This is a genomic window from Halobacterium sp. KA-6, from assembly GCF_021029015.1.
Lineage (GTDB): Archaea > Halobacteriota > Halobacteria > Halobacteriales > Halobacteriaceae > Halobacterium.
In genome coordinates this window covers 275,242-295,955 of record NZ_JAJJZH010000002.1, presented here as the reverse complement: position 1 = coordinate 295,955, position 20,714 = coordinate 275,242, and the positions used below count along the sequence as shown (strand labels likewise).

The 20,714-nt window shown below is 66.2% G+C and carries 19 protein-coding genes; 7 read left to right on the top strand and 12 right to left on the bottom strand.

All coding sequences use genetic code 11. The features are described 5' to 3' along the window. Nucleotides 1-61: 61 nt before the first annotated feature. Both LPA46_RS06545 and LPA46_RS06540 read left to right on the top strand, forming a co-directional pair. Nucleotides 62-481, top strand: coding sequence for a PPC domain-containing DNA-binding protein (locus tag LPA46_RS06545; RefSeq protein ID WP_230891893.1), 420 nt, complete (start codon nt 62-64; stop codon nt 479-481). Further along, nucleotides 481-5,475 carry a DNA polymerase II large subunit gene (locus LPA46_RS06540; RefSeq protein ID WP_230891892.1) on the top strand — a complete coding sequence of 1,665 codons (4,995 nt, stop codon included), beginning with the start codon at nt 481-483 and terminating at the stop codon, nt 5,473-5,475. Before LPA46_RS06545 ends, LPA46_RS06540 begins: the two co-directional genes overlap by 1 nt. Nucleotides 5,476-5,508: 33 nt before the next feature. On the opposite strand, the gene LPA46_RS06535 is transcribed toward LPA46_RS06540, so the two are convergent. The 6 genes from LPA46_RS06535 to LPA46_RS06510 all read right to left on the bottom strand — a co-directional run bounded on the left by LPA46_RS06535 (nt 5,509) and on the right by LPA46_RS06510 (nt 11,657). Continuing rightward, a complete protein-coding gene (locus LPA46_RS06535; protein ID WP_230891891.1) occupies nt 5,509-6,720 on the bottom strand; it encodes a DUF5305 family protein in 1,212 nt (403 codons plus the stop codon). A gap of 57 nt (nt 6,721-6,777) precedes the next feature. Continuing rightward, on the bottom strand, nt 6,778-7,944 hold the full coding sequence (locus LPA46_RS06530) for a signal peptidase I (RefSeq protein WP_230891890.1): 1,167 nt from the start codon (nt 7,942-7,944) through the stop codon (nt 6,778-6,780). A gap of 25 nt (nt 7,945-7,969) precedes the next feature. Continuing rightward, nucleotides 7,970-8,848 carry a hypothetical protein gene (locus LPA46_RS06525; RefSeq protein WP_230891889.1) on the bottom strand — a complete coding sequence of 293 codons (879 nt, stop codon included), beginning with the start codon at nt 8,846-8,848 and terminating at the stop codon, nt 7,970-7,972. 58 nt (nt 8,849-8,906) lie between these two features. Further along, entirely contained in the window at nt 8,907-10,346 is a 1,440-nt protein-coding gene (locus LPA46_RS06520; RefSeq protein WP_230891888.1) for a DUF1102 domain-containing protein, read from the bottom strand. Between the two features lie 78 nt (nt 10,347-10,424). Then, nucleotides 10,425-10,988 (bottom strand): hypothetical protein, encoded by a 564-nt coding sequence (locus tag LPA46_RS06515; RefSeq protein ID WP_230891887.1) that lies wholly within the window; start codon nt 10,986-10,988, stop codon nt 10,425-10,427. A 51-nt stretch (nt 10,989-11,039) separates the two neighbouring features. Continuing rightward, on the bottom strand, nt 11,040-11,657 hold the full coding sequence (locus tag LPA46_RS06510; RefSeq protein WP_230891886.1) for a hypothetical protein: 618 nt from the start codon (nt 11,655-11,657) through the stop codon (nt 11,040-11,042). A gap of 357 nt (nt 11,658-12,014) precedes the next feature. Between LPA46_RS06510 and LPA46_RS06505 the strand changes: the two genes are divergently transcribed. The 4 genes from LPA46_RS06505 (at nt 12,015) to LPA46_RS06490 (ending at nt 13,840) form a co-directional block, all read left to right on the top strand. Next, complete coding sequence (locus LPA46_RS06505; protein WP_230891885.1) at nt 12,015-12,632, top strand: DUF7344 domain-containing protein; 618 nt, start codon at nt 12,015-12,017, stop codon at nt 12,630-12,632. Then, entirely contained in the window at nt 12,632-13,108 is a 477-nt protein-coding gene (locus tag LPA46_RS06500) for a hypothetical protein (RefSeq protein WP_230891884.1), read from the top strand. The genes LPA46_RS06505 and LPA46_RS06500 overlap by 1 nt, the downstream gene beginning before the upstream one ends. 116 nt (nt 13,109-13,224) lie before the next feature. Further along, on the top strand, nt 13,225-13,458 hold the full coding sequence (locus tag LPA46_RS06495) for a hypothetical protein (RefSeq protein ID WP_230891883.1): 234 nt from the start codon (nt 13,225-13,227) through the stop codon (nt 13,456-13,458). 88 nt (nt 13,459-13,546) lie between these two features. Next, a complete protein-coding gene (locus LPA46_RS06490) occupies nt 13,547-13,840 on the top strand; it encodes a DUF7130 family rubredoxin-like protein (protein ID WP_230888232.1) in 294 nt (97 codons plus the stop codon). 69 nt (nt 13,841-13,909) lie between these two features. On the opposite strand, the gene LPA46_RS06485 is transcribed toward LPA46_RS06490, so the two are convergent. Continuing rightward, entirely contained in the window at nt 13,910-14,266 is a 357-nt protein-coding gene (locus LPA46_RS06485; protein ID WP_230888231.1) for a NifU family protein, read from the bottom strand. A 71-nt stretch (nt 14,267-14,337) separates the two neighbouring features. Continuing rightward, entirely contained in the window at nt 14,338-14,661 is a 324-nt protein-coding gene (locus tag LPA46_RS06480) for a DUF5783 family protein (protein WP_230891882.1), read from the bottom strand. A gap of 806 nt (nt 14,662-15,467) precedes the next feature. Here LPA46_RS06480 and LPA46_RS06475 point away from each other — a divergent pair. Further along, on the top strand, nt 15,468-16,523 hold the full coding sequence (locus LPA46_RS06475; protein ID WP_230891881.1) for a dipeptidase: 1,056 nt from the start codon (nt 15,468-15,470) through the stop codon (nt 16,521-16,523). Here the strand turns inward: LPA46_RS06475 and LPA46_RS06470 are convergent. Genes LPA46_RS06470 through hemC form a run of 4 tightly spaced genes read right to left on the bottom strand, consistent with a single transcriptional unit; the run spans nt 16,520 to nt 20,615 of the window. Further along, nucleotides 16,520-17,923, bottom strand: a complete 1,404-nt coding sequence (locus tag LPA46_RS06470; RefSeq protein WP_230891880.1) for a single-stranded-DNA-specific exonuclease RecJ — start codon at nt 17,921-17,923, stop codon at nt 16,520-16,522. The genes LPA46_RS06475 and LPA46_RS06470 overlap by 4 nt on opposite strands. Nucleotides 17,924-17,968: 45 nt before the next feature. Further along, entirely contained in the window at nt 17,969-18,694 is a 726-nt protein-coding gene (locus LPA46_RS06465) for a uroporphyrinogen-III synthase (protein ID WP_230891879.1), read from the bottom strand. Continuing rightward, a complete protein-coding gene (gene cobA, locus LPA46_RS06460; protein ID WP_230891878.1) occupies nt 18,691-19,422 on the bottom strand; it encodes a uroporphyrinogen-III C-methyltransferase in 732 nt (243 codons plus the stop codon). The genes LPA46_RS06465 and cobA overlap by 4 nt, the downstream gene beginning before the upstream one ends. Next, nucleotides 19,419-20,615, bottom strand: coding sequence for a hydroxymethylbilane synthase (gene hemC / locus LPA46_RS06455; RefSeq protein ID WP_230891877.1), 1,197 nt, complete (start codon nt 20,613-20,615; stop codon nt 19,419-19,421). Before hemC ends, cobA begins: the two co-directional genes overlap by 4 nt. Nucleotides 20,616-20,714 lie beyond the last annotated feature (99 nt).

Sequence of the window (20,714 nt, the reverse complement as noted above, 5' to 3'; positions counted from 1 at the left end):
TTCGTACTGCCGCGGCACCTAGACGGTAGGACTTTTGCTGGCGCGCCCGTTGGGTGCATCCATGAACGTTCGCGAAGTCTCCGGCGGCCGCGAGTTCGTCGCGCGACTCGACCACGGCGCCGACTGGCGCGAGGAAATCGAGTCGCTGGCGGTCGACGAGGGCATCGACGCCGCGTGGTTCGTCGGCATGGGCGCCGTCCAGGACGCCGAACTCTGGTACTACGACCAGGACGACTTCGAGTACCAGGCCGCGCGCTTCGAGGAGCCACTGGAGGTCGCGGCCTGCGTCGGGAACCTCTCCGAGCTAGATGGGGAACCGTTCGCGCACACGCACGTAACTCTCTCGCGGCGGTCCGGGCAGGCGCTGGCCGGCCACCTCGACCGCGCGACCGTGTTCGCGGGTGAACTGTACGTCCGCGAGCTCGACACCGAGCTGGTCCGCGAGCACGACGACGCCACCGACCTCGACCTCTGGCTGTAATGCGGCCCGAGGACGAGGACTACTTCGCGTCCCTGGAAGCCGGCCTCGACGAGGCCTTCGACGTCGCCGAGCGCGCGAAGCGCCGCGGCGAGGACCCCAAGCCCGAAGTCGAGATCCCGGTCGCCAAGGACATGGCCGACCGCGTCGAGAACATCCTCGGCATCGACGGCGTCGCCGAGCGCGTGCGCGACCTCGAAGGCGAGATGAGCCGCGAGGAGGCCGCGCTCGAACTCGTCGAGGACTTCGTCGACGGGCGCGTCGGCGACTACGAGACGAAAGCCGGCAAAGTCGAGGGCGCGGTCCGCACCGCGGTCGCGCTCCTTACGGAGGGCGTGGTCGCGGCGCCCATCGAGGGCATCGACCGCGTGGAGGTCAACGCCAACGACGACGGCACCGAGTACGTCGCCGTCTACTACGCCGGCCCAATCCGCTCGGCGGGCGGGACCGCACAGGCGCTGTCCGTGCTCGTCGCGGACTACGCCCGCGCGCTGCTGGATATCGACCGCTTCAAGCCCCGCGACGACGAGATCGAGCGCTACGCCGAGGAGGTCGCCCTCTACGACTCCGAGACGGGCCTCCAGTACTCGCCGAAGGACAAGGAGACGAAGTTCATCACCGAGCACTGCCCCGTCATGCTGGACGGGGAGGCGACCGGCGACGAGGAGGTCGACGGCTTCCGCGACCTCGAACGCATCGCGACGAACTCCGCGCGCGGCGGGATGTGTCTCGTGCTCGCGGAGGGCATCGCGCTGAAAGCCCCGAAGATTCAGCGCTACACCCGAAATCTCGAGGAGGTCGAGTGGCCGTGGCTCCAAGACCTCATCGACGGCACCATCGGCAAAGACGACGACAGCGAGGGTGACGAAGCCAGCGACGACGCTGAGGGTGAGGCCGAGGCGTCTACCGACGCCGACGACGCCAGCGAGGAGCCCGACGGCCCGCCCCGCGTGGACCCGTCGAACAAGTTCCTCCGCGACCTCATCGCTGGCCGCCCAGTCTTCGGCCACCCCTCCAACGAGGGTGGCTTCCGCCTGCGCTACGGCCGCTCGCGCAACCACGGGTTCGCGACGGCGGGCATCCACCCCGCGACGATGCACCTCGTGGACGACTTCCTCGCGACCGGCACCCAAATCAAGACCGAGCGCCCCGGGAAGGCGGCGGGCATCGTCCCCGTCGACTCCATCGAGGGCCCCACGGTCAAACTCGCGAACGGCGACGTTCGCCGCATCGACGACCCCGAGGAAGCCCTCGAAGTGCGCAACGGCGTCGTCGAAATTCTGGACGTCGGCGAGTACCTCGTGAATTACGGCGAGTTCGTCGAAAACAACCACGAACTCGCGCCCGCCTCCTACACCTCGGAGTGGTGGATTCAGGACTTCGAAGCAGCGGGCGCGGACATCCAAGCACTTCGGGATTCGCCGTACGTCGACCTCGAAGCACCGGACGCCGACCAGGCGCTGGAGTGGGCGACCGAGTACGACGCGCCGCTGCACCCGACGTACACGCACCTCTGGCACGACGTCGAGGTCGCTGACTTCGAGACACTCGCCGACGCCGTCGTGGACGCCCGCACGGAGGACGGCGACCTCGTCGTCCCCAACGTGGACGCGGTCCGCGAGCCGCTCGAAGCGCTGCTCGTCGAACACACGCAGGACGACGAGGAGATTCGGGTTCCGGACTGGCTGCCGTTCGCGCGTTCGCTCGGAGTTACCGAGGACCTGACTCGGGAGTGGGACGACCTCTCCGCGGACGCCCGCGAGTGGCCGAACGCGCTCGCCGCCGTCAACGAAGTCGCCCCGTTCGAGGTCCGCGAACGCGCGCCCACGCGCATCGGGAACCGTATGGGCCGCCCGGAGAAGTCCGAATCCCGCGACCTCTCCCCCGCGGTCCACACCCTCTTCCCCATCGGCGAAGCCGGCGGCAGCCAGCGCGACGTCAGCCAGGCCGCCCGGCACGCTCCCGACATGAGCGACACTCCCGGCGAACTCGACGTGCAGCTGGGCGTCCGCGAGTGCCCGTCTTGTGGTGACCACACGTTCGAGCCGCGCTGCGAGGACTGCGGCGAGTGGACTGACCCCCACTACGAGTGCCCGGACTGCAACATTAGCGCCGACCCCGACGAGTCCGGCCGCGTCGAGTGCCCGCGCTGCGAGCGCGAACTCGACAACGTCGAGGTCCAGACCGTCGACGTCGGCGCAGAGTACCGTAACGCGCTTCAGGCGGTCGGCGAGCGCGAGAACGCCTTCGACCAGCTCAAGGGCGTCCAGGGACTGATGTCCGCGGAGAAAGTCCCCGAACCCATGGAGAAGGGCGTCCTCCGCGCGAAACACGACGTCTCCGCGTTCAAGGACGGCACCGTCCGCTACGATATGACCGACCTCCCCGTCACGTCGGTCAAACCCAGCGAACTCGACGTCACCGTCGAACACTTCCGCGAACTCGGCTACGAGGAGGACATCCACGGCGACCCCCTCGAGCACGACGACCAACTGGTCGAACTCCGCGTGCAGGACGTCGTGCTCTCCGATGGCGCCGCCGAGCACATGCTCCAGACCGCGGACTTCGTCGACGACCTCCTCACCCAGTATTACGGCCTCGACGCCTTCTACGAATTGGAGGAGCGCGACGACCTCGTCGGCGAACTCGTCTTCGGGATGGCGCCCCACACCTCCGCCGCCGTCGTCGGCAGAGTTATCGGCTTCACGTCAGCTTCGGTTGGCTACGCGCATCCGTACTTTCACGCCGCGAAGCGTCGGAACTGCTTCCACCCGGAGACGAAGGTGTGGTTCGAGGACGAAGCCGGCGAGTGGCACTACGACCCAATCGAAACGCTCGTCGAGGACCGACTCGACCCCGAAACGGCCAACCAGGACGACTTCGGAACGCTCGTCCAGGAACTCGACGGCGACGTGTTCGTGCCGTCCGCGACCGAAAATGGGGAGGACACGCTCCAGCGGGTCGAAGCAGTCTCGAAACATCCGTCGCCGGACCACCTCGTCCGCGTCGAAACCAAGAGCGGACAGGAGCTGACAGTAACCCCCGACCACTCGATGCGCCGGTGGACTGGTGACGGGATCGAGCGCGTGCCGGCCCGAGAGCTGACCACGGAAGACGCGTTGCCCGCGCCGAAGCAGATTCCGGTCGACGGGGAAACGACCACGTTCGACCTGCTCGCAGAGTTCCTCGATGCAGACGCGATACCGAACGACGACCTGATGATTCGGGGGCTCGGCGAGTCCGCTCTCAAAGAATTCCTCGACGACGCGACGGACGCCGAGAGCTACCTGAAGCCCGTCGCGGAACTCCTCGACGTTAGCCAGTCGACGGTGTACAACTGGGTGTCCCGCGACAGCATCCCGGCCGGTGTCCTGCTCGAACTGTACGAGCGCGACGCTGTCGTCGAACGCATTCCTGACGACGTGACACTCGGTATCCGTCGCGACGGTGCTTCGGTGTCGCGCCAGTTCGAGGTCGACGACGCTGTCGGCACGATGCTCGGGTACTACGCTGCTGAAGGCTTCACCCGGCGAGAAGCAGGTTCGTTCTATCAGACCACCATCTGTACGCCGGACGACGTGCCGCGCGACGAGATTATCGACGTCTTCGACGACGTGCTGAACGTCGAGGCGTTCGAGGAGAACGAGTGGAAAATTACGGTCTCCAGTCGACTCGTCGCGACGCTGTTCTCGGACGTTCTCGACGCTGGGAGTCGTGCGGAGACGAAGCGCGTTCCCGACTGCGTGCTCTCTGCACCCGAGCCTGTGCTTCAATCGTTCCTCGCGGCGTACTTCTCCGGTGACGGAAGTACGTCCAGTGAACGCGTAGAAATTCGAGCGCACACAGTGAGCGACGACCTGCAGTCGGACCTCGTCGCAGCGCTCAAGCGGTTCGGCATCGCCACGAAAGTGTACCAAGAGGAGCGCATTCCGAGGACGGGCGCTGTAGCCGAATTCTACGACGACGAGAGGTCTTTCGAGACGTGGGTTCTCAAGGTCACGTCGCAGAATGCCGTTCGGTTCGCCGACCGAGTTGGTTTCCACCTCGACCGTAAGGAGGAGACACTCACCGACGTGCTGGACCGCGTCGATACCCGGTCGCAGCGACTCCTCGGCGACGGTGGCGACGTCTGGGCCGACGAAGTCGTGTCTGTCGAAACAGTCCAATCCGACGTCGACCACACGTACTGTTTAACGGTCGAAGAGACGAACACGCTCGTCGCGAACGACGTGTACTCCGGACAGTGCGACGGCGACGAGGACTGCGTGATGCTCCTAATGGACGGACTTATCAACTTCTCTAAGTCGTTCTTGCCGGACCAGCGCGGCGGCCGGATGGACGCGCCGCTGGTGATGTCCTCGCGCATCGACCCGAGCGAAATCGACGACGAGGCGCACAATATGGACGTCGTCAGCCAGTACCCGCGGGAGTTCTACGAGGCGACCCGCGAAATGGCCGACCCCGGTGAGGTCGAGGACCTCGTGGAAATCGCCGAGGAGAGCCTCGGCACCGACACGGAGTACGCGGGCTTCGAGCACACCCACGACACCTCCGACATCCACCTCGGGCCGAGCCTGTCGGCGTACAAGACGCTCGGGTCGATGATGGACAAGATGGACGCCCAGCTCGAATTGGCGCGCAAACTCCGGGCGGTCGACGAGACGGATGTCGCCGAGCGCGTCATCGAGTACCACTTCCTCCCGGACCTCATCGGGAACCTGCGCGCGTTCAGCCGCCAGGAGACGCGGTGTCTGGACTGCGGGGAGAAGTACCGCCGGATGCCGCTGACGGGCGACTGCCGGGAGTGTGGCGGTCGCGTGAATCTGACCGTCCACGAGGGCTCCGTGAACAAGTACATGGACACCGCGATTACGGTCGCCGAGGAGTACGACTGCCGCGAGTACACGAAACAGCGCCTGGAAGTCCTGGAGGCGAGTCTCGAGTCGATTTTCGAGAATGACAAGAACAAGCAGTCAGGCATCGCGGACTTCATGTAATCCACTCGGGGACGCAACCGCCACCGTCCGCGCTTAGTCCTGCGGTCGCGGGGTCTCCTCGTGGTCGCCGTCGGTCGCTTCGCTCTCGCCTGTTTCGCTGTCGGTTTCGTCTTCGATACTATCGAGTTGTTCGTAGACACCGTCGAGTAATCCGGCTCTCGTGTCGCCATCCGTGTCGGCGCTGCGAGCCAGTGCGGGTGGTTCGTACGCGACGAGCAGTTGCTCGGAGATAGCGTAGAACGTCCCGGTTTCGGTGTCCTCGACGACGCCAGTGTCCGAGTCGATAGCGAAGTCCACGACGTCCGCGAGCGACGCCGCCTCTGCCCGCTGTCGGTCGTGGACGGAGTCGGGAAGCCGGGCCCGCACGACCCACTCGTCGAACTCCGCGCGCTCGTCGCGGAACGCGAGCAGGTCGCGCTCATTCTCCGACAGCGCGAACGCGTCCCGGCGTCGCCCGACGCCGAGTATCGCGAGCCCGCTGACGCCACCGAGGAGGAGTAGCGGGCCGCCGACCGTCCACAGCAAGCCGTACTCGTTGGTGACGGTCACCGTCTCGGTCGTTGTCACGGTTTCGCTGCCGGTTTCCGCGGGGCCGACGGTGTACGCGCCGCCGTCGACCGAGATGGGGAGACGATGCGTGAGCGACAGCGAGGCAGGCCGCCCGTCTGCGGTTCCGTTGACGGCCGTGCGGACTACGACGAACGCCTCGATGTCGCCGGGTGTCTGTCCGAGCGACTCCTGAATCGCTGACTGTCGGTTCGCGATCCGAGTGGCGTTCAGCGCGAAGGCGATGTTGGTCGATTCACCGGCCTGTACGTCGTCTACGCTTGCCTCGTCCAGCGATGTTCGGTCGGTCCAGTAAACGGTGTCCTCACCAACCGACCGCATAACGAGCGCGGCGTCGAGGTCGATAGTCGCGGCCGCGGCGTCGATGCCGGAGTACGTTGCGACGTATCGGCCGTCGAGCACGGGCGACGCGCCCGTGAAGTACGTCGAGCGGTTCGAGAGCGTCGTTCCCACGTCGAAAATCGGGTTCTCGCGGGTGACGTCCGCGGAGTGCTGGAACTCACCGGTAACGGTCCAGTGCGCCTGCTCGGACTGCTCCGTGATGGTTCCGGGCGCGGCATGAGCCGTATACGCCGCCCATCCGCCCGCGAGTGCGAACACCGCCAGTACCGCGACTAGTACGGGAACCCACGCCGATACGACTGCTCGAACCCTGAGCCAACGTGTCCCCTCCCCCATGGCTCCCCCTGTGTAACGCGGTTGTATAGACTTGTTGGTAAGCCAACCGTACCCCCGTCACCGTGTCAGATACCGGAGCGCGCGCTGCCACAGCGACCGGTCGTGGCGCGACTCCCGCTTCCGCACGCGAACGCGACGCCCACCGAGCACGACCAGTCCGAGCACCGCCATGCCGCCCGCGAGCGCGGCGTCGATGACGAGAATCGGGAGCCACGGGTGGACGCCGTGCAGTGACTCAATCATCGAAGTCGGGAGCACCGCGAGGTAGCGGTGCTCGGTGACGAACCGCCGATAGTACCCCGTCTCCTCGGGCGCGGACAGCGTGACGTCGACGGCTGCTTCGCCGCGGCCGTCGACGTGGACGCGCTCGGGCGTCACCGAGACGCCCTCGCTGGCCGGCTGGACGTACGCGACGACCGGAACGAGGCCGGCGTTCGGAACGCTGTACGGCAGCGTCGCGGACTCACCCTGCTCGATAACTGTGGGGTTCTCGGAGGCGAACTCCGCGCTCACGATGCCGAACTCCTGCGTACCCGCAGGCACCACCATCGCGGCGGTCGCGGCGATTACGAGCACTGCAGCGAGGGCGGCGACGACGAGTCCCGGCGAGATCCCCTGGTCGCGGTCACGGTCTCGGTCGCGGCTCCGGTCGGGACCGCTCGTTGCGAAGAACAGGTCGAAAACGTACAGCAGCGCCGACAGCCCCAGGAGGAGGTAGGCGATGCCTTGCGTGCCGAGCAGCGCGCGCGTCCCGGTCGCTGTCGCGAGTTGGCGCTGGACGGTGGCGAACGCGCTCTGGAGTCCGGTGACGAGCGTGCCGAGGTTCGGAACGACGACGACCGTGCCGCCGACCTGGAGTGCTTTCGCGACGACTTGCGCGTCCTTCACCGGTGGTTCGCCGCCGTCCTGATCGGTGAACGGGTTCGCGTCACCTCTGGTGATGTACCCGCGGTCGGTTTCACCGACGACGCGGTGTGTCGTCAGACCGCCGCCCTGGAGCTCCTCTGCGCGGAAGACGATGACGTCACCCTCCTCGACGTCGCTGTCGATGGCCGTCGGTATCGCGACGAAGCCGTCCCCTGGCTCCATCGTCGGTTCCATGCTCCCAGTTTCGACGTACCCCAGCAGGACGGGCGTGCCGAGCAGTTGGCCGACGAGCAGAGCGACGACGACGAGGACGACGAGGGCTTCAGCGCCGAGCGTAAGTGCGCGGCGGACGGACATTCACTCGGTCGAACGTGTCAATCCGTCAAAAACCCTCGGACGTTCGTTCCACTGCTTCTCCGCCCGCGTCGAACGCGCCCGCCGCGAGCGCGACGTACGGGACGATGAATCCGAGGCAGAACCCGAGCAAGTGCACGTAGACGTTCACCACGCTGCCGTCGGTGGGTGTTGGCGCTGGGAATCCGACGAACGGGTAGCCGAGGAACGCCACGGCACCGAGCACGCCAACGTCGAACCATCCGGGTCGAGTGCTGCACTCCTGCGAGACTGGCTCAGGTGACGCACTCCACGCCCGCCACACGGCGATTGCGTACCCGGCAGCGACGACTGCGCTCAGCGCTGCGAGCGCGACCGACGCACGCCTGGCCGGAAGTGCGACTAGCGAGACGACGGTAACGGCCACGAAGAACACGCCGGGTGCGTACCGGACGCGAACCCTCGCGTCGAGTTGCCGGCCGACGTACGCCACGAGTACCACGCCGAGTAACCCCGCGAACGCCATGTTCACGCCCGAAAGCCCGTATCCGACTGCGTTCCGCGGCACCGCGAGGTTCAGCCCCGACAACACGACCGGGAACGCCAGCACGTACGTCACGGCGGCGACGCCAAACAGTCGCCGACAGTCCGCCAGCACCGCGAGCACGTACCCGAAACCCGCGAGCAGCGCATACCCGAGCAGGTTCGCCACAAGATGTTCCACCTCGAAGTGGACGAAGTGGGCCGCGTATGCTGTCACCAGCGTCGGGTCGCGGTACGCGAACGCCAGCGACTCGCGAGTCGCTTCGGGGAGCGTGAAGACGCCGAGGACGACGGCGGGGACGACCGACAGCGCGAGACAGTCCCGTAGCCTGACGGCGTCACGGAGAGCCGCCCGGAACGACTGCGGGCCGTCTCCCCGATTCATACGTCGAACTGCTCGCGTGGTTGGCAAAAGACTACCCGCCGTACCGGTGTCGTTCCCGTCATCGCCACGGTGTCCTCCGTGCGAGCACGAGTGACGCCGCGACGATAGCGAGGAGTGCGACCAGCCCGACCAAGTCAGTCAGCCCGAATCCGGCTGCCTCCCGCACTGGCTCGTCGGCTGCGTCCTCGGCCGGGGACTGTTCTGTGGTCGCGTCACTCGGGTCGTCGGACTGCACGACGAGGGTCCCGGCATCGACGCCGTCCACGGCGACCGCGTGCTCGCCGGTCTCGTCGTGCGCGACTTGCGCCGTCACGCGCGCGGTTTCGCTGGCTTCTACCTCGACCGTACGCTCCGCGACGACGCTTCCGTCGACGGACACTGCGACGGTCCGCTCACCGGTGAGGCTGCCCGCGTTCGAGATGTTCGCCGTCACCGCGATGGCCTCCCCGGGTGCAGCGCTCGCGCGTTCCAGTGTGGCGTCGGTGACTCGGAGGCGTGCACGGTCTGCGGCCACCACGAACGTCGAGAATCCAGGTGTCTCGGTCTCGAAGTGCACGCGCCCGCCGCGCTCGCCGGTCATCGACACGGGGCGTTTCGAGAGCGTGCCGCCGTCGTCGCGGTAGACAGCGAGGTGCTCGGGCGCGATGTCGCGCGCCTCAAAGTACCCCTCGGGGACGCTGAACCGCAACGTCGCGCTCCCCGCGCTGTCCAGCCTGTCCACCACGCTGACCGCGCCGAGTGCCTCCGCGCCTCGCTCGGCTACTCGAGAGCGCGAGTTCTCGGTCCCGGTCGCGTCGACGTCCAGCGACAGCGACCCGTCCGTGCTCGAGACGTCGACTTCGTCGAGCGTGAGTTCGCCGTCCGTACCACCTAAGGCGAGCCTGGACGCGTCGAAGACGGTCGTCTCCCCCGCACTCACACCGAGCGCGACGAACCGCCGCGAAGTCGCATCGGGCGCCCACGTCTGTACTGTCGACCCGCTGGACGAGACCGAGTTTGTATCTGTGTCTCCACTCTCGCTGCCGGCGACGTCCTCGGGCTCGGCCGCCCGCGCGTGAATCGTAATCGCATCGATGAGCCCGTCAGTGGTCTCTCCGGTCGTATCCACGCGCATCCCAACCGCGGTTGTCTCGTTCGGTGCGAGCGTCACGTTGGCAGCCTCGGACTGCACGCGCTCGCCGTTCGCGTAGAACGTCACCGCATCGGACTCGTGAGTGAGCCACACGTGCGCGTACTGCGAGCCATTGTACCTCACCCGAAACACGTCGTCGATGCTCGTCACGGCGTCGTCGTTCACGCCCTCCGCGTCAGGGTTCGCCGCCGACAGGTCGACGACGAGTTCGCCGTTGTCGAGGTGCGCGTAGTCGCTGCTCGGCGCGAGCTCCACGTCCTCGCCGATACTGTCGGTCGGCCCGGAGAACAGCGGCGCGGCTACCGACGGGAACACGAGCGTTCCCGCGAGTGCGAGTGCCGCGGCGAGGGCGAGATGGCGTTTCATTTGTCACCTCGCAAATCATATAACGAAACTAAACCGCCGGCGAGTGCACTATATGTGAGGTAGATGGGGAAGGAGCGGTCACTCACTCACAGCTTCGGCGTTAATTGTGAGTTCGATATCGTACGCCTCATCCTGAATTGGCACGTTGTGCGTATCGACGTGAACACCACACTTGATCGACTGCCCGACGCCGATTGTTGGCGAGGGGTCGTCTTGCGTCAGAAGGGTGTTTCCGTCGACATTGAACATCGTAACTGAGGGGACACCGTCAGTTTCTGCTTGAGAGCTGTAAATCACGACAGGTTCCGTACCTTGGTTCGTGACCTTGAACAAGCCCTCACCAAGACTTCCTCCAGCATCCCTACCGAACCAGTAGACGGAGTCCGTCCCGATTCCTTCAGGATTCTGGTCGTTGTGGTCGTTTTCGTCATCTCCGAGGACGTTCAGCTCGAGTGTCCCCCCGTCAAGTTCGGAGCGCTCTCCAGAACCTAATTCCTCGAGCTGGAGATAAGCATCGTAGTCTTCTTCGACACCGACCGTAATCGCTCGGTCCACCCGGGAAACGTTGAACGCACTAGTTCCGACTGCGAGTGCGCTTGTCCCGGTCGTCCCGACCAGCGCGAGTAGGGTTCGTCGTTTCATAGGGGTTCTTCCGGGAGCTATCCGGCTGTAGACCGGGTATCCCGGGAATCGTCAGGCGCTCTCGCTGCTTCCACTGCTGCTTGAGGTGGTGTTCGATGATTGATCCGTAGCTTCGGCGTAGATCCCGATGATGTCAGGAGCAGGATCAGGATCGGTTTCGTCCCCGCCGGTATCGGCATCGCGACCAACGAAATTAAACTGAACGTACACGTCGTCACCCGGACTGAGAATGGGGCGATCGCTATTGAACTCACCGTCCCCACCGACATTCTGCGTGGTACCTAGCTCATCATCTGTCCAGTAGGCCTCTGGGTAGTCAGTATCCCACGAAATCGAATCCTCACTATCTGCGAGGTCGATGATAATGTTGTCCTGTCCGTTGTTCTGGATGCGGAACACGTCGTTGAAGACGTAGTTGGATTCTGTCCCGAGCTCGTCGAAGGTAACCGAGAGTTCTCCACCACTAGTCCCAGACGCGTATTCACTGGTCGATGCGTCGAGGGCGAGATAAGCCGACGCGTCGCCAGTCGTACTGACCGTAATACCACGATCCACACGTGCGACGTTAAACGCGCCCGTACCAATTCCAGCTGCCCCGGCGGCAGCGAGCGATCCGAGTCCGGCGATGAACTTGCGACGTTGCATTGTTGGAGTTGCCTCGTTGTGCACTCCCGCGGACCACCGCGGTCCACCAGAGCGCTCACTTCCCCCATCACCCCTATGGTAGGTAGTATTGACACGACTGAGCGAGTTCAGCCTCGGTCTGTCGTTCGTCGGACGACCGTCTGACCGCACCTGAGGAGCTGCTGTCCACCAACAACCCCAACCTGAGCGACTGTCAGGCCAGCCCTGACCGGCCGAAAACCGGTTCATATCCGAGAACCATTCCCGAACTAATGTCTGCAATTTGGGGCGAACAGGCCTGTAAACCATGAATAGGGCACATTCATGGTTGTTCTCGTCAGATATTGATACGTTAATTATAGCCAACACTTATGGGCGCGTAGTAGACAAGGATTGCTTGTCGTGTCATCGGCGTCACAACATCGGGGGCAGGGGAAGCCCGCCGATACAGGGGAGGGGGAACCGGGCGACGAGGTGTCAACTGAGCCGCCGACGGAGGACGAACTGTTCGACGTACTCTCGAACCGGCGGCGGCGGTATGCTGCACACGCGCTGAAAGCAGTGGATAGCACTGCCGAAATTGGAGACGTCGCCGAGCAGGTCGCCGCATGGGAGTACGGCGTCGACGTCGATCAGGTGTCCTACGAGGAGCGCAAGCGTGTCTACACCGCGCTCCAGCAGTCACACCTGCCGAAGATGGACGACGTCGGCGTCGTCAACTTCGACAAGAACCGCGGGACTGTCGAGCCCACGGACTCCCTCGACGACATCGAGGTCTACATGGACGTCGTGCAGGGCAACGAGATTCCGTGGAGCGTCTACTATCTTGGCCTCGCGGGAGTGGCAGCGGCCCTGATGGCGGCGGTCTGGACTGGCGCGTGGCCGTTCACGGTGCTACCGGATGTCGCGTGGGGGATTGCCGTCACTTCGATGTTCGCTGTCTCGGCAGTCGCGCACACGTATTACGCACGGGGGCAACGCATCGGAGCAACTGACGAACCACCGGAACTCAGGAACTGATGAACGTTCCACGAGTCGTCAGCATCGTGCTCGCGCTCGCCGCGGTGAGCATGCTCGCCACCGGTACGCTCGGGTTCACGAGCGTCAGCGCCGAGCGCGGTGTCTCCGTGAACGTCGTGGACAGCGAGGACGCGTACGTCGGAGTCACTGCGTGTGCTCCCCAGAATAGTAACGGAGCGTCGAGTAGTGCGAACGCCAGCAGCGGTCAGGGTGTTGGGAACACTGAGGTGTACGTCTCGGTGAGGAATCGATACTCGAGGGACATAACCGTCGAACGCATCACCGAGGCAGCGGGAGATGCACAGGAAGAGCCGAGCAGCCATATCGGTCCCGGAGCGCGAAAAACGTACAACCTCGACTTCAACGCAACCGAGATAACGGTCGAAATTGTCGGTGACGGATTCGATGCGACCGTAACCGCCGACGTCAACGAATCACGCCCGAACAACTGTAACCCCGGACAGGAGGCGTCGTGACGGATTAGATGGCCTGTTCGGTTCTCTATCGAACGCTGTGACTGACGGCGCGGTGACGCGCCACCCACAATCGGCCACGACGGTCTTGGTGGTTCACGACGAAGCGCCGCTGGACCATGACCGCGACCGTTTTCCTGGACGTGCCGATTGCGGGCGACGAGTACCGCCTTGACTGCGAGGAAGTGCGCATCATCGGCAACGTCGCGTGGGCCGTGAGCGAGGACGAACGCGACACCGTCGTGCCGATGTCGAACGTCACGGGCGTGAAAGGCGACACCGTCGAACAGCGCGTCGAAGAAATCGACTCCCCGGGCGGCCTGTTCACGGAACTGCTCACGGAGCTGTCGTAGCGCTGCCGTGGTGCGCGACGGCGCGGCACCGTGGCCCCGCTACGGACCGGCAATTGATTTTATCACGACCCGTGCTGAACGACTACGTATGAGTGAGGAAACTCCTAGTGTCGGCCTCGGGACGGCCGTCTACGACGACGACGGCGAGAAACTCGGGACGATTCGCGGCTTCGACGAGGACGGCTTCTACGTGACGACCCGCGAGGGCGTCGAAGCGCTCTCCATCGAGCACGAGCGCGCCGGCCACGAGTTCGGCGAAGCCGAGCTCATGTGGCGGTGTTCGGAGTGCGGCGAACTCGGCGATCTCCAGGAGTCGTTCCCAGAGGAGTGCCCGAACTGCGGCGTCGAGAAGGAAGCCATCTACTACTGGACCGAGGACTAACCGCTTCCTGCGGTCGGTTCACGAGAAAGCAGTCGCTCAGCAGCGCGAAAAACGTGGAGAAGTTCGGAGTTAGAACGGGGCCTGCGGGCCTTCGTCTTCCTCGACGTCCTCGCCGTCGGCGTCCTCGCCGGGGAACGACGGGCTCATGCCGCTGTCGTGACCGCCGCCCATGCCGGTGTCGGCGTTGACCGCGTCGACTTCGGGAATCTCCTTGGTCATCCGGGACTTGATGGCCTGAATCGTCATCGGGGAGATACCACAGCCCGAACACGCGCCGCCGAGCTGGAGGTCGACGACACCCTCCTCGCGGTCGATGTTCTGGATGGCGGCCGTGCCGCCGTGCATCTGAATCTGGGGGAAGTTCCGGCGGAGGAAGTTGTTGACGCGCTCCTCCAGGTCGTCGCCGCTCTGACTCTCGGTGCTCATAAGAACCCCTTGGTGCTGACGTGGCTTATCTCCTGTGGTGCAAGATGTTCGCTCCGGAGGTCCGCCCGCAGTTACGCCTCTACGTCGAACTGCGCGCGCAGTTCCGCCCGAAGCTCCTCGAGGTAGCGGTCGAGGACGTGCTGGGTCTTCTCGTCGGTCGCGACGACGCCGTCGAGCTTGTCGAGGGGGTCGTCGGGGAGTTCGACGGTGAACTCGCCGTCGCCCTCGTAGTGGGGCTCGCTCTCGGCGAGAATCGTCTGGTCGATGCCGTGGACGATGTCCGAGTCGAACGCTTCGTTCATCGTCTCGAAGGCGCTCTTGTACGCGGTCTGGAGCTTCGGGAAGTAGTCGACGTACTTCTCCTCCTCGAACTCCTCGGGCGTCAGGTCGCTCATTACCTGTTGTTTGCCGTGTCGGATTGAAGTGCCCGTCGGTAGCCGCGAACCGGTTGGCCGGCGTGATATAACCAATTCTATATCGTAGAATAGAATTTATACTTGGTTCGTGCCCCTCACTGGGTACACGCGGAGAGTAGATGCGGTTCGTTGACGCAATAGAACCGTGGGCCGGCCCGAAACCAACCAGCACCCCGAGCCGACCGAGATGGTGAGATTCGCAGGCCCGGAGTGAGATATTGAATCTCCCACTCCGCGTCACGGCGTCTCCCCTGATGTTCACGTGCTCCCTTGTGCTCGCGTTCGCGCGCGAGCACGCGAGACCAGACCGACGGTACTGCCGAAGATCGTTGGGCTGACGTTCGCGGTCGTACCGGCCAGCAGTTTGACCAGCCCGGGAGTCGCAGCCAACGAGCCCACTGCTCACAGTCGCTTCTATCGGTCCAGTTTGCTACGACTCACAGCTACCGTTCGTTTGTACGTGCTGCCCGCACTTAACCAACTGTTTCGTCGATACCACTCGATTCGCTCTCTTCCGAGCACCCTCGTTCACGCTGTCATGGGACCAGCACGATCCCGCTCGTGACCGTCGTTTGCTCGACATCGAGTTATCCACCTGTTCCCCAGGTTCGCCTGAACCGTCGACCCTGCAGCGTGAGGGCCGCCTCTGGGGCTGTTCTGTATTTCTCGTTCTTCCCCGCTCATGCGGTAATAAATTCTATACTGCGATACAGAAACACTCGTCACGGCTGTCGCTGTAGCGCGGCGCAATCGCTTTACGCGTCGCCGTCTGTCGATGCGACCAGATGGACTCACCTGCCGTCGTCGACGGCCACAACGACGCCGCGCTCGCGGTCTGGCGCGGCGAAGCGACCGTCGACGACCTCGTGGACGGCCGCGACGACGGCCACCTCGGCCTGCCGCGGGCACGCGACGGCGGGCTCGCTGCCGGCCTCTTCGCGGTGTTCGTCCCCTCCGAAGAGCAGTTCGCGCCCGACGCGGACGGCAACCGCGTGGAAACCGACGACGGCTACCGCATTCGGTCGCCACCGCCGCTCGCGCCGTCGTTCGCCGCGAACGCGGCCGACGAGATGCTCGCCGCGCTGGACGACCTCGTCGCGAGGCCTGGCGTCCGGCGCGTCGAGACCGCCGCGGACCTGCGGGCGTGCATCGAAGGGGACGACTTCGGCGTCGTCGTCCACTTCGAGGGCGCAGAGCCGATTCGCCCGGACCGCTCGAACTTCGCGGACTACTACGAGCGCGGCCTGCGGTCGCTCGGACTGGCGTGGAGTCGCCCCACCGCGTTCGCGGACGGCGTCCCCTTCCGATTCCCGAGTTCGCCCGACGTCGGCGGTGGTCTCACGGAGCGCGGCCGCCGGCTGGTCGAGCGCTGCAACGACGACGGCGTGCTCGTGGACTGCGCGCACCTCACTGAACAGGGGTTCTGGGACGTCCACGACGCGTCGACGGCCCCGCTGGTCGTCTCTCACGCCGCCGCGCACGCGGTCTGTCCGTCCTCGCGGAACCTCACCGACGAGCAACTCGACGCCGTCGCCGACACGGACGGCGTCGTCGGGTTGACGTTCGCGGCGAGCGCGCTCCGGCCGGACGGGGCCAACGACGCGGACACGAGCCTCGACGTGGTCGTCGACCACGTCGACCACCTCGTCGACCGGATGGGCGTCGAGCACGTCGCGCTCGGCTCGGACTTCGACGGCGCCACGATTCCCGACTCGATTGGCGACGCCGCCGGGGCCCGCGACGTGCTCGCGGCGCTCCGCGACGCTGGCTACGAGAACTCAGCACTCCGGAAGCTCGCGCACGAGAACTGGCTGCGCGTCTGCGAGGCGACCTGGGACTAGAGTTGGTCGGCGAGCACGTCGCCGACTTCGTCGAGGAACTCTTGCTCGCGGCCCCGGGGAACAGTCGCGCCCGCTGCGACCGTGTGACCGCCGCCGTCGCCGCCGACCGCCTGTGAGGCCTCGCTCATCACTGCGGAGAGGTCAAGGCCTCGGTCGACGAGCCGCGACGTCCCCCTCGCGGAGACCTTCGTCTCCTCGTCGTTCTTGTAGCCGAACCCGATGATGGGGCGATCGCTCTCGGTGGCGTCGCTGCCGAGCGCCATCCCTGCGACGATGCCGACGATGGTCTCCCGGATGCGGTCCTCCGCGTGGAACCACTGGAGGTCGTCCTCGATCGTGACGCCCTCGCGTTTCACCCACTGGAGGCCCTCCGAGAGGTTCCGGCGGTGCTCGCGCAGGAGGCGACGGGCGGCCTCTAGGGGTTCGCCGCGCTCGCCGAGACAGACCGCGAGTCCGACGTCCGCGCGCTCGTAGCGGGCCGTCGCGTTCAGCAGCGTGGAGAACTCGCTGGCGTCCCGGAGTTCGGTCCCTGGCTCCTCGGCCGTGAGCGTGTACGTCTGCCCGACGAGCTTCGTCACGTCCTCGCTGGAGACGCCGTGGCGGACCGCGCGCTTGAGCAGCGCGCTCACGACCGTCTGGCGCTCGTCGTGACTCAGGTCGGCCCACGTCCGCCAGTCGCCGCCGTCGTGCAGTTCCAAGTCGAGGCCGTCGAGGAAGCGCACCGCGCCGTTCTCGTCGTTCGTGATGCCGGGGACGTACACCTCGCTGGCGTACTCCAGCAGTTTCGGGAGCGGGCGGGTCTGCGTGCCGTACAGCGCGAGGTCCTTCGCAGTGTCGAGCACGCCGGCCTCGACGCCCTCTGCGGCAATCTGGGTGTTCGCGCCGACGAGTTCGCCGTCGACGGTCTGCCGGTCGCCGACCGCGCCGACGATCGCGAGCGCCGCGAGGTCGGTCGCGTCCTCGCCGAGCAGGGCGCGCGCGAGCACGTACGCCGCGCCCGCTCCGGAGAGTTCCTTCCCGCCGTCCACACCCTCCAGGAGGGGGTTCAGGTGGAACTGCGTGTCCGCGTCGGCGGGCTGGTGGTGGTCCGCGATTATTGGGGTGAAGTCGCCCGCCCGCTCGTGTTCGGTTATCGCGTCCAGTTGTCCGCTCCCGAAGTCCGTGAACAGCACAGTGTCGTGGTCGTGGGCGGCGATACCCGCGATTTCCTCGTCGTCGAGCTGTTTTGAGAAGACGACGTCGTGGGGGATGTCGGCGCGTTCGAGCGCGCTCGCGGCGATGCCCGCGCTCGTCAGGCCGTCGGCGTCGATGTGCGACGCGAGCAATACCGAGTCGGCGGCTTCGAGTGCGTCCGCACACGCCGTCGCCCGCGCTTCGAGTTCCGGGACCGGAGCGTCCATCACGAGCAGGTAGCGCGGCTTCGGGTATAAACTACCGGCTCGACGTCAGAGTCGTTCGCGGACCGCGCGCGCCAACTGCTCGAAGTCCGCGTCCGCGGGGACGACGTCCACGCCGACACCCAGCGATTCGGCGGTCTCGCGGGTCGGTGGGCCGATGCAGCCGACGACGGCGTCGTTCAGGCCGGCGAGCGCGGCCTCTCTGATGCCCCGCTGTTCGGCCTCGTCGAGCCAGTGGTCGACGGTCAGCGACGACGAGAACAGCGCGGCGTCGAGGTCGCCGCCGGCAGCCAGCTCCACGGAGTCGCCGGCCTCAGCGGGCACCACGAGTTCGTAGAGAATCGTCTCGTGGACGTACGCGCCGGCGGCGTTCAGGCCGTCCGTGAGCACCGCGGAGCCGTGGTCCGAGCGCGCGACCTCCACGCGCGCGCCGTCGACCTCGCTCTTGAGCGCGGCGACGAGCCCGCTGCTCGTGTACTCCTCGGGCACGAGGTCGACCGGCCAGCCCGCCTTGCGGCAGGCGTCGGCAGTCGACTCGCCGATGGCGCAGAGGGTCGCGTCGCCGGGTGTCCAGCCCGCCTCGGCGGCGAGCTCGACGCCGGTCTTGCTCGTCAGCAGCACGTAGTCAGCGCCGTCTCTCGGGATGTCGCCGGTCGGCTCGACGGCGAGCATCGGGTCCGGGACCGGCTCCGCGTCGAGGGATTCGAGGAGTGCGGTCGCGTCGTCGAGGCGGTCGTCCGCGGGCCGGAACACCGCGACCGTCGGCTTCGTCATCGGAGTTCCTCCCGCACCCCCGCGACGCCGCCGATGACAGTGACGGCGGGCGGCTTGATGCCGGCCTCGTCGCGCGCCTCGACGATAGTGTCGAGGGTGCCCGTCGCGACCTTCTGCCCGGGCCGGGTCCCCTTCTCGACGAGCGCGACGGGCGTCTCGGGGTCCATCCCCGCCTCCCGGAGCGCTTGCGTGTAGTCGGGGAGCTTGCCGACGCCCATCAGCACGACGATGGTGCCGCCGGTGTCAGCGAGCGCCTGCCAGTCCACCGCGGACTCCTCCTTCGTCGGGTCCTCGTGACCCGTGACGAACGAGACGGAGGAGGCGTGGTCGCGGTGGGTCACCGGAATGTCTGCTGCGGCGGGCGCGGCGACCGCCGACGAGATGCCAGGGACAATTTCGAAGGGGATGTCGTGGTCGGCGAGGTACACCATCTCCTCGCCGCCGCGCCCGAACACGAACGGGTCGCCGCCCTTCAGCCGGACGACGTCGTTGCCCTCGCGCGCGAGTTCGACCATGCGCTCGTTGATGGCGGACTGAGGCGTGCGCTCGCCGCCCGCGCGCTTACCGACGTCCTCGCGTTTGTCCTCGGGAATCTCGGAGAGAATCGCTGGGCCGGGGAGTTTGTCGTGAAGCACCACGTCCGCGTCCTCGAGCAGCCGCGCGGCCTTCACCGTCAACAGCTCCGGGTCGCCCGGGCCGCTGCCGACGAGGTAGACGGTGCCAGTCATTCCCGTTGGGCCTCCTCGATGAGGTCGGTCGCGCCGCGCTCGCGGAGGTCCGCTGCGAACGCGCGGGCGTCCCTCGCGTAGTTCTCGATGTCGAGTTCGCGCGTCTCTCCGACCTGCTCGGTGCCGTCCCGACTGAACACTTGGACGTCCGTCCGCACGACGTCGCCCTGCACGAGTGCGTAGACGCCGATTGGCGCGATGCAGCCGCCCCCGACTTCCTCGAGGACGATGCGCTCGGCCGTCGTCTCCACCCGGGAGCGCACGTGGTCGAGCGCGTCCCGGAGCACGTCGGCGACGTCGCTGTCCTTCCGCGCCGTAATCGCGAGCGCGCCCTGACCGGGCGCCGGCACGTGCGTGTGCGTCGGGAGTTCCTCGTCGTGGACGTGGTGGGTGAGGCCGGTGCGTTCGAGGCCGACCTGCGCGAGCACGACCGCGTCGAACTCCGTCTCGACCTCGCGGCCAAGCGCGGACTGCTGGAGCGGCGTCAGCGACTCGAACCACTCCTCGACGGGCTGGTCGAACTCCGCGTTCTGCCGGTTGTCGGGCTCGCTGTCGCCGCCGCTCTCACTGTCGCTCTCGCTGTCGTTGTCGAGGTTCTCGACGCCCTCCTCGATGGTCTCGCTGGCCTCGTAGTCGCCGCGCTCCTGCTGGCGCGCGTCCTCGCTCATGCGCTCCTTCTCGGCTTCCGTGCGGCGCTCGTGCTCGTCCTGGAGCGCGGGCGCGAGCAGTTTCTCCACGCGCGTGTCGACGTTCCCGCGAATCGGCTCGACTTCGAGGCCGGGGCGGTGGGCCTGAATCTGCGCGCCGCGGCGCAGGCTCGCGGTCCCCACCACGCTGCCCGCCGGGAGGTTCTCGAGACTCGTGCCGTTCGGCGTCACGAGCGCGTCCGCGGGGTTCCCGCGGCGCGGCACCGCCGCCACCACGAGATCCTCGGGGACGTCGGTCGGCACGTCCTTCATCGAGTGGACGGCCGCGTCGACGTCGCCGTCCAGGACTTTCCGGTCGAGCGAGCGCACGAACGCGCCCGTCTTCCCGAGGTCCTGGATGAGTTCGTCGTCGATACGGTCGCCGGTGGTCTCCACTTCCACGAGTTCCACGTCGGTGCGGTGGTCTTCGAGTTCGGTCTTGACCTCGCTGGCTTGTCGGAGCGCCAAGTCCGACCCGCGGGTGGCGAGGCGTATCGCGTCGGTCATGTACGTATCTCGGCGTGCTGGGTTGAAACCCCCTGCGTTTGTCTGCGTGGTCGACCGCAGGGAGACCACGTTAGCGCGGGCAGCGAATGAAGTGAGCCG

Coding starts and splice junctions, on each gene's coding strand:
- LPA46_RS06545 (WP_230891893.1), top strand. CDS start 62: ATGAACGTTCGCGAAGTCTCCGGCGGCCGCGAGTTCGTCGCGCGACTC.
- LPA46_RS06540 (WP_230891892.1), top strand. CDS start 481: ATGCGGCCCGAGGACGAGGACTACTTCGCGTCCCTGGAAGCCGGCCTC.
- LPA46_RS06535 (WP_230891891.1), bottom strand. CDS start 6,720: ATGGGGGAGGGGACACGTTGGCTCAGGGTTCGAGCAGTCGTATCGGCG.
- LPA46_RS06530 (WP_230891890.1), bottom strand. CDS start 7,944: ATGTCCGTCCGCCGCGCACTTACGCTCGGCGCTGAAGCCCTCGTCGTC.
- LPA46_RS06525 (WP_230891889.1), bottom strand. CDS start 8,848: ATGAATCGGGGAGACGGCCCGCAGTCGTTCCGGGCGGCTCTCCGTGAC.
- LPA46_RS06520 (WP_230891888.1), bottom strand. CDS start 10,346: ATGAAACGCCATCTCGCCCTCGCCGCGGCACTCGCACTCGCGGGAACG.
- LPA46_RS06515 (WP_230891887.1), bottom strand. CDS start 10,988: ATGAAACGACGAACCCTACTCGCGCTGGTCGGGACGACCGGGACAAGC.
- LPA46_RS06500 (WP_230891884.1), top strand. CDS start 12,632: ATGAACGTTCCACGAGTCGTCAGCATCGTGCTCGCGCTCGCCGCGGTG.
- LPA46_RS06495 (WP_230891883.1), top strand. CDS start 13,225: ATGACCGCGACCGTTTTCCTGGACGTGCCGATTGCGGGCGACGAGTAC.
- LPA46_RS06490 (WP_230888232.1), top strand. CDS start 13,547: ATGAGTGAGGAAACTCCTAGTGTCGGCCTCGGGACGGCCGTCTACGAC.
- LPA46_RS06485 (WP_230888231.1), bottom strand. CDS start 14,266: ATGAGCACCGAGAGTCAGAGCGGCGACGACCTGGAGGAGCGCGTCAAC.
- LPA46_RS06480 (WP_230891882.1), bottom strand. CDS start 14,661: ATGAGCGACCTGACGCCCGAGGAGTTCGAGGAGGAGAAGTACGTCGAC.
- LPA46_RS06475 (WP_230891881.1), top strand. CDS start 15,468: ATGGACTCACCTGCCGTCGTCGACGGCCACAACGACGCCGCGCTCGCG.
- LPA46_RS06470 (WP_230891880.1), bottom strand. CDS start 17,923: ATGGACGCTCCGGTCCCGGAACTCGAAGCGCGGGCGACGGCGTGTGCG.
- LPA46_RS06465 (WP_230891879.1), bottom strand. CDS start 18,694: ATGACGAAGCCGACGGTCGCGGTGTTCCGGCCCGCGGACGACCGCCTC.
- cobA (WP_230891878.1), bottom strand. CDS start 19,422: ATGACTGGCACCGTCTACCTCGTCGGCAGCGGCCCGGGCGACCCGGAG.
- hemC (WP_230891877.1), bottom strand. CDS start 20,615: ATGACCGACGCGATACGCCTCGCCACCCGCGGGTCGGACTTGGCGCTC.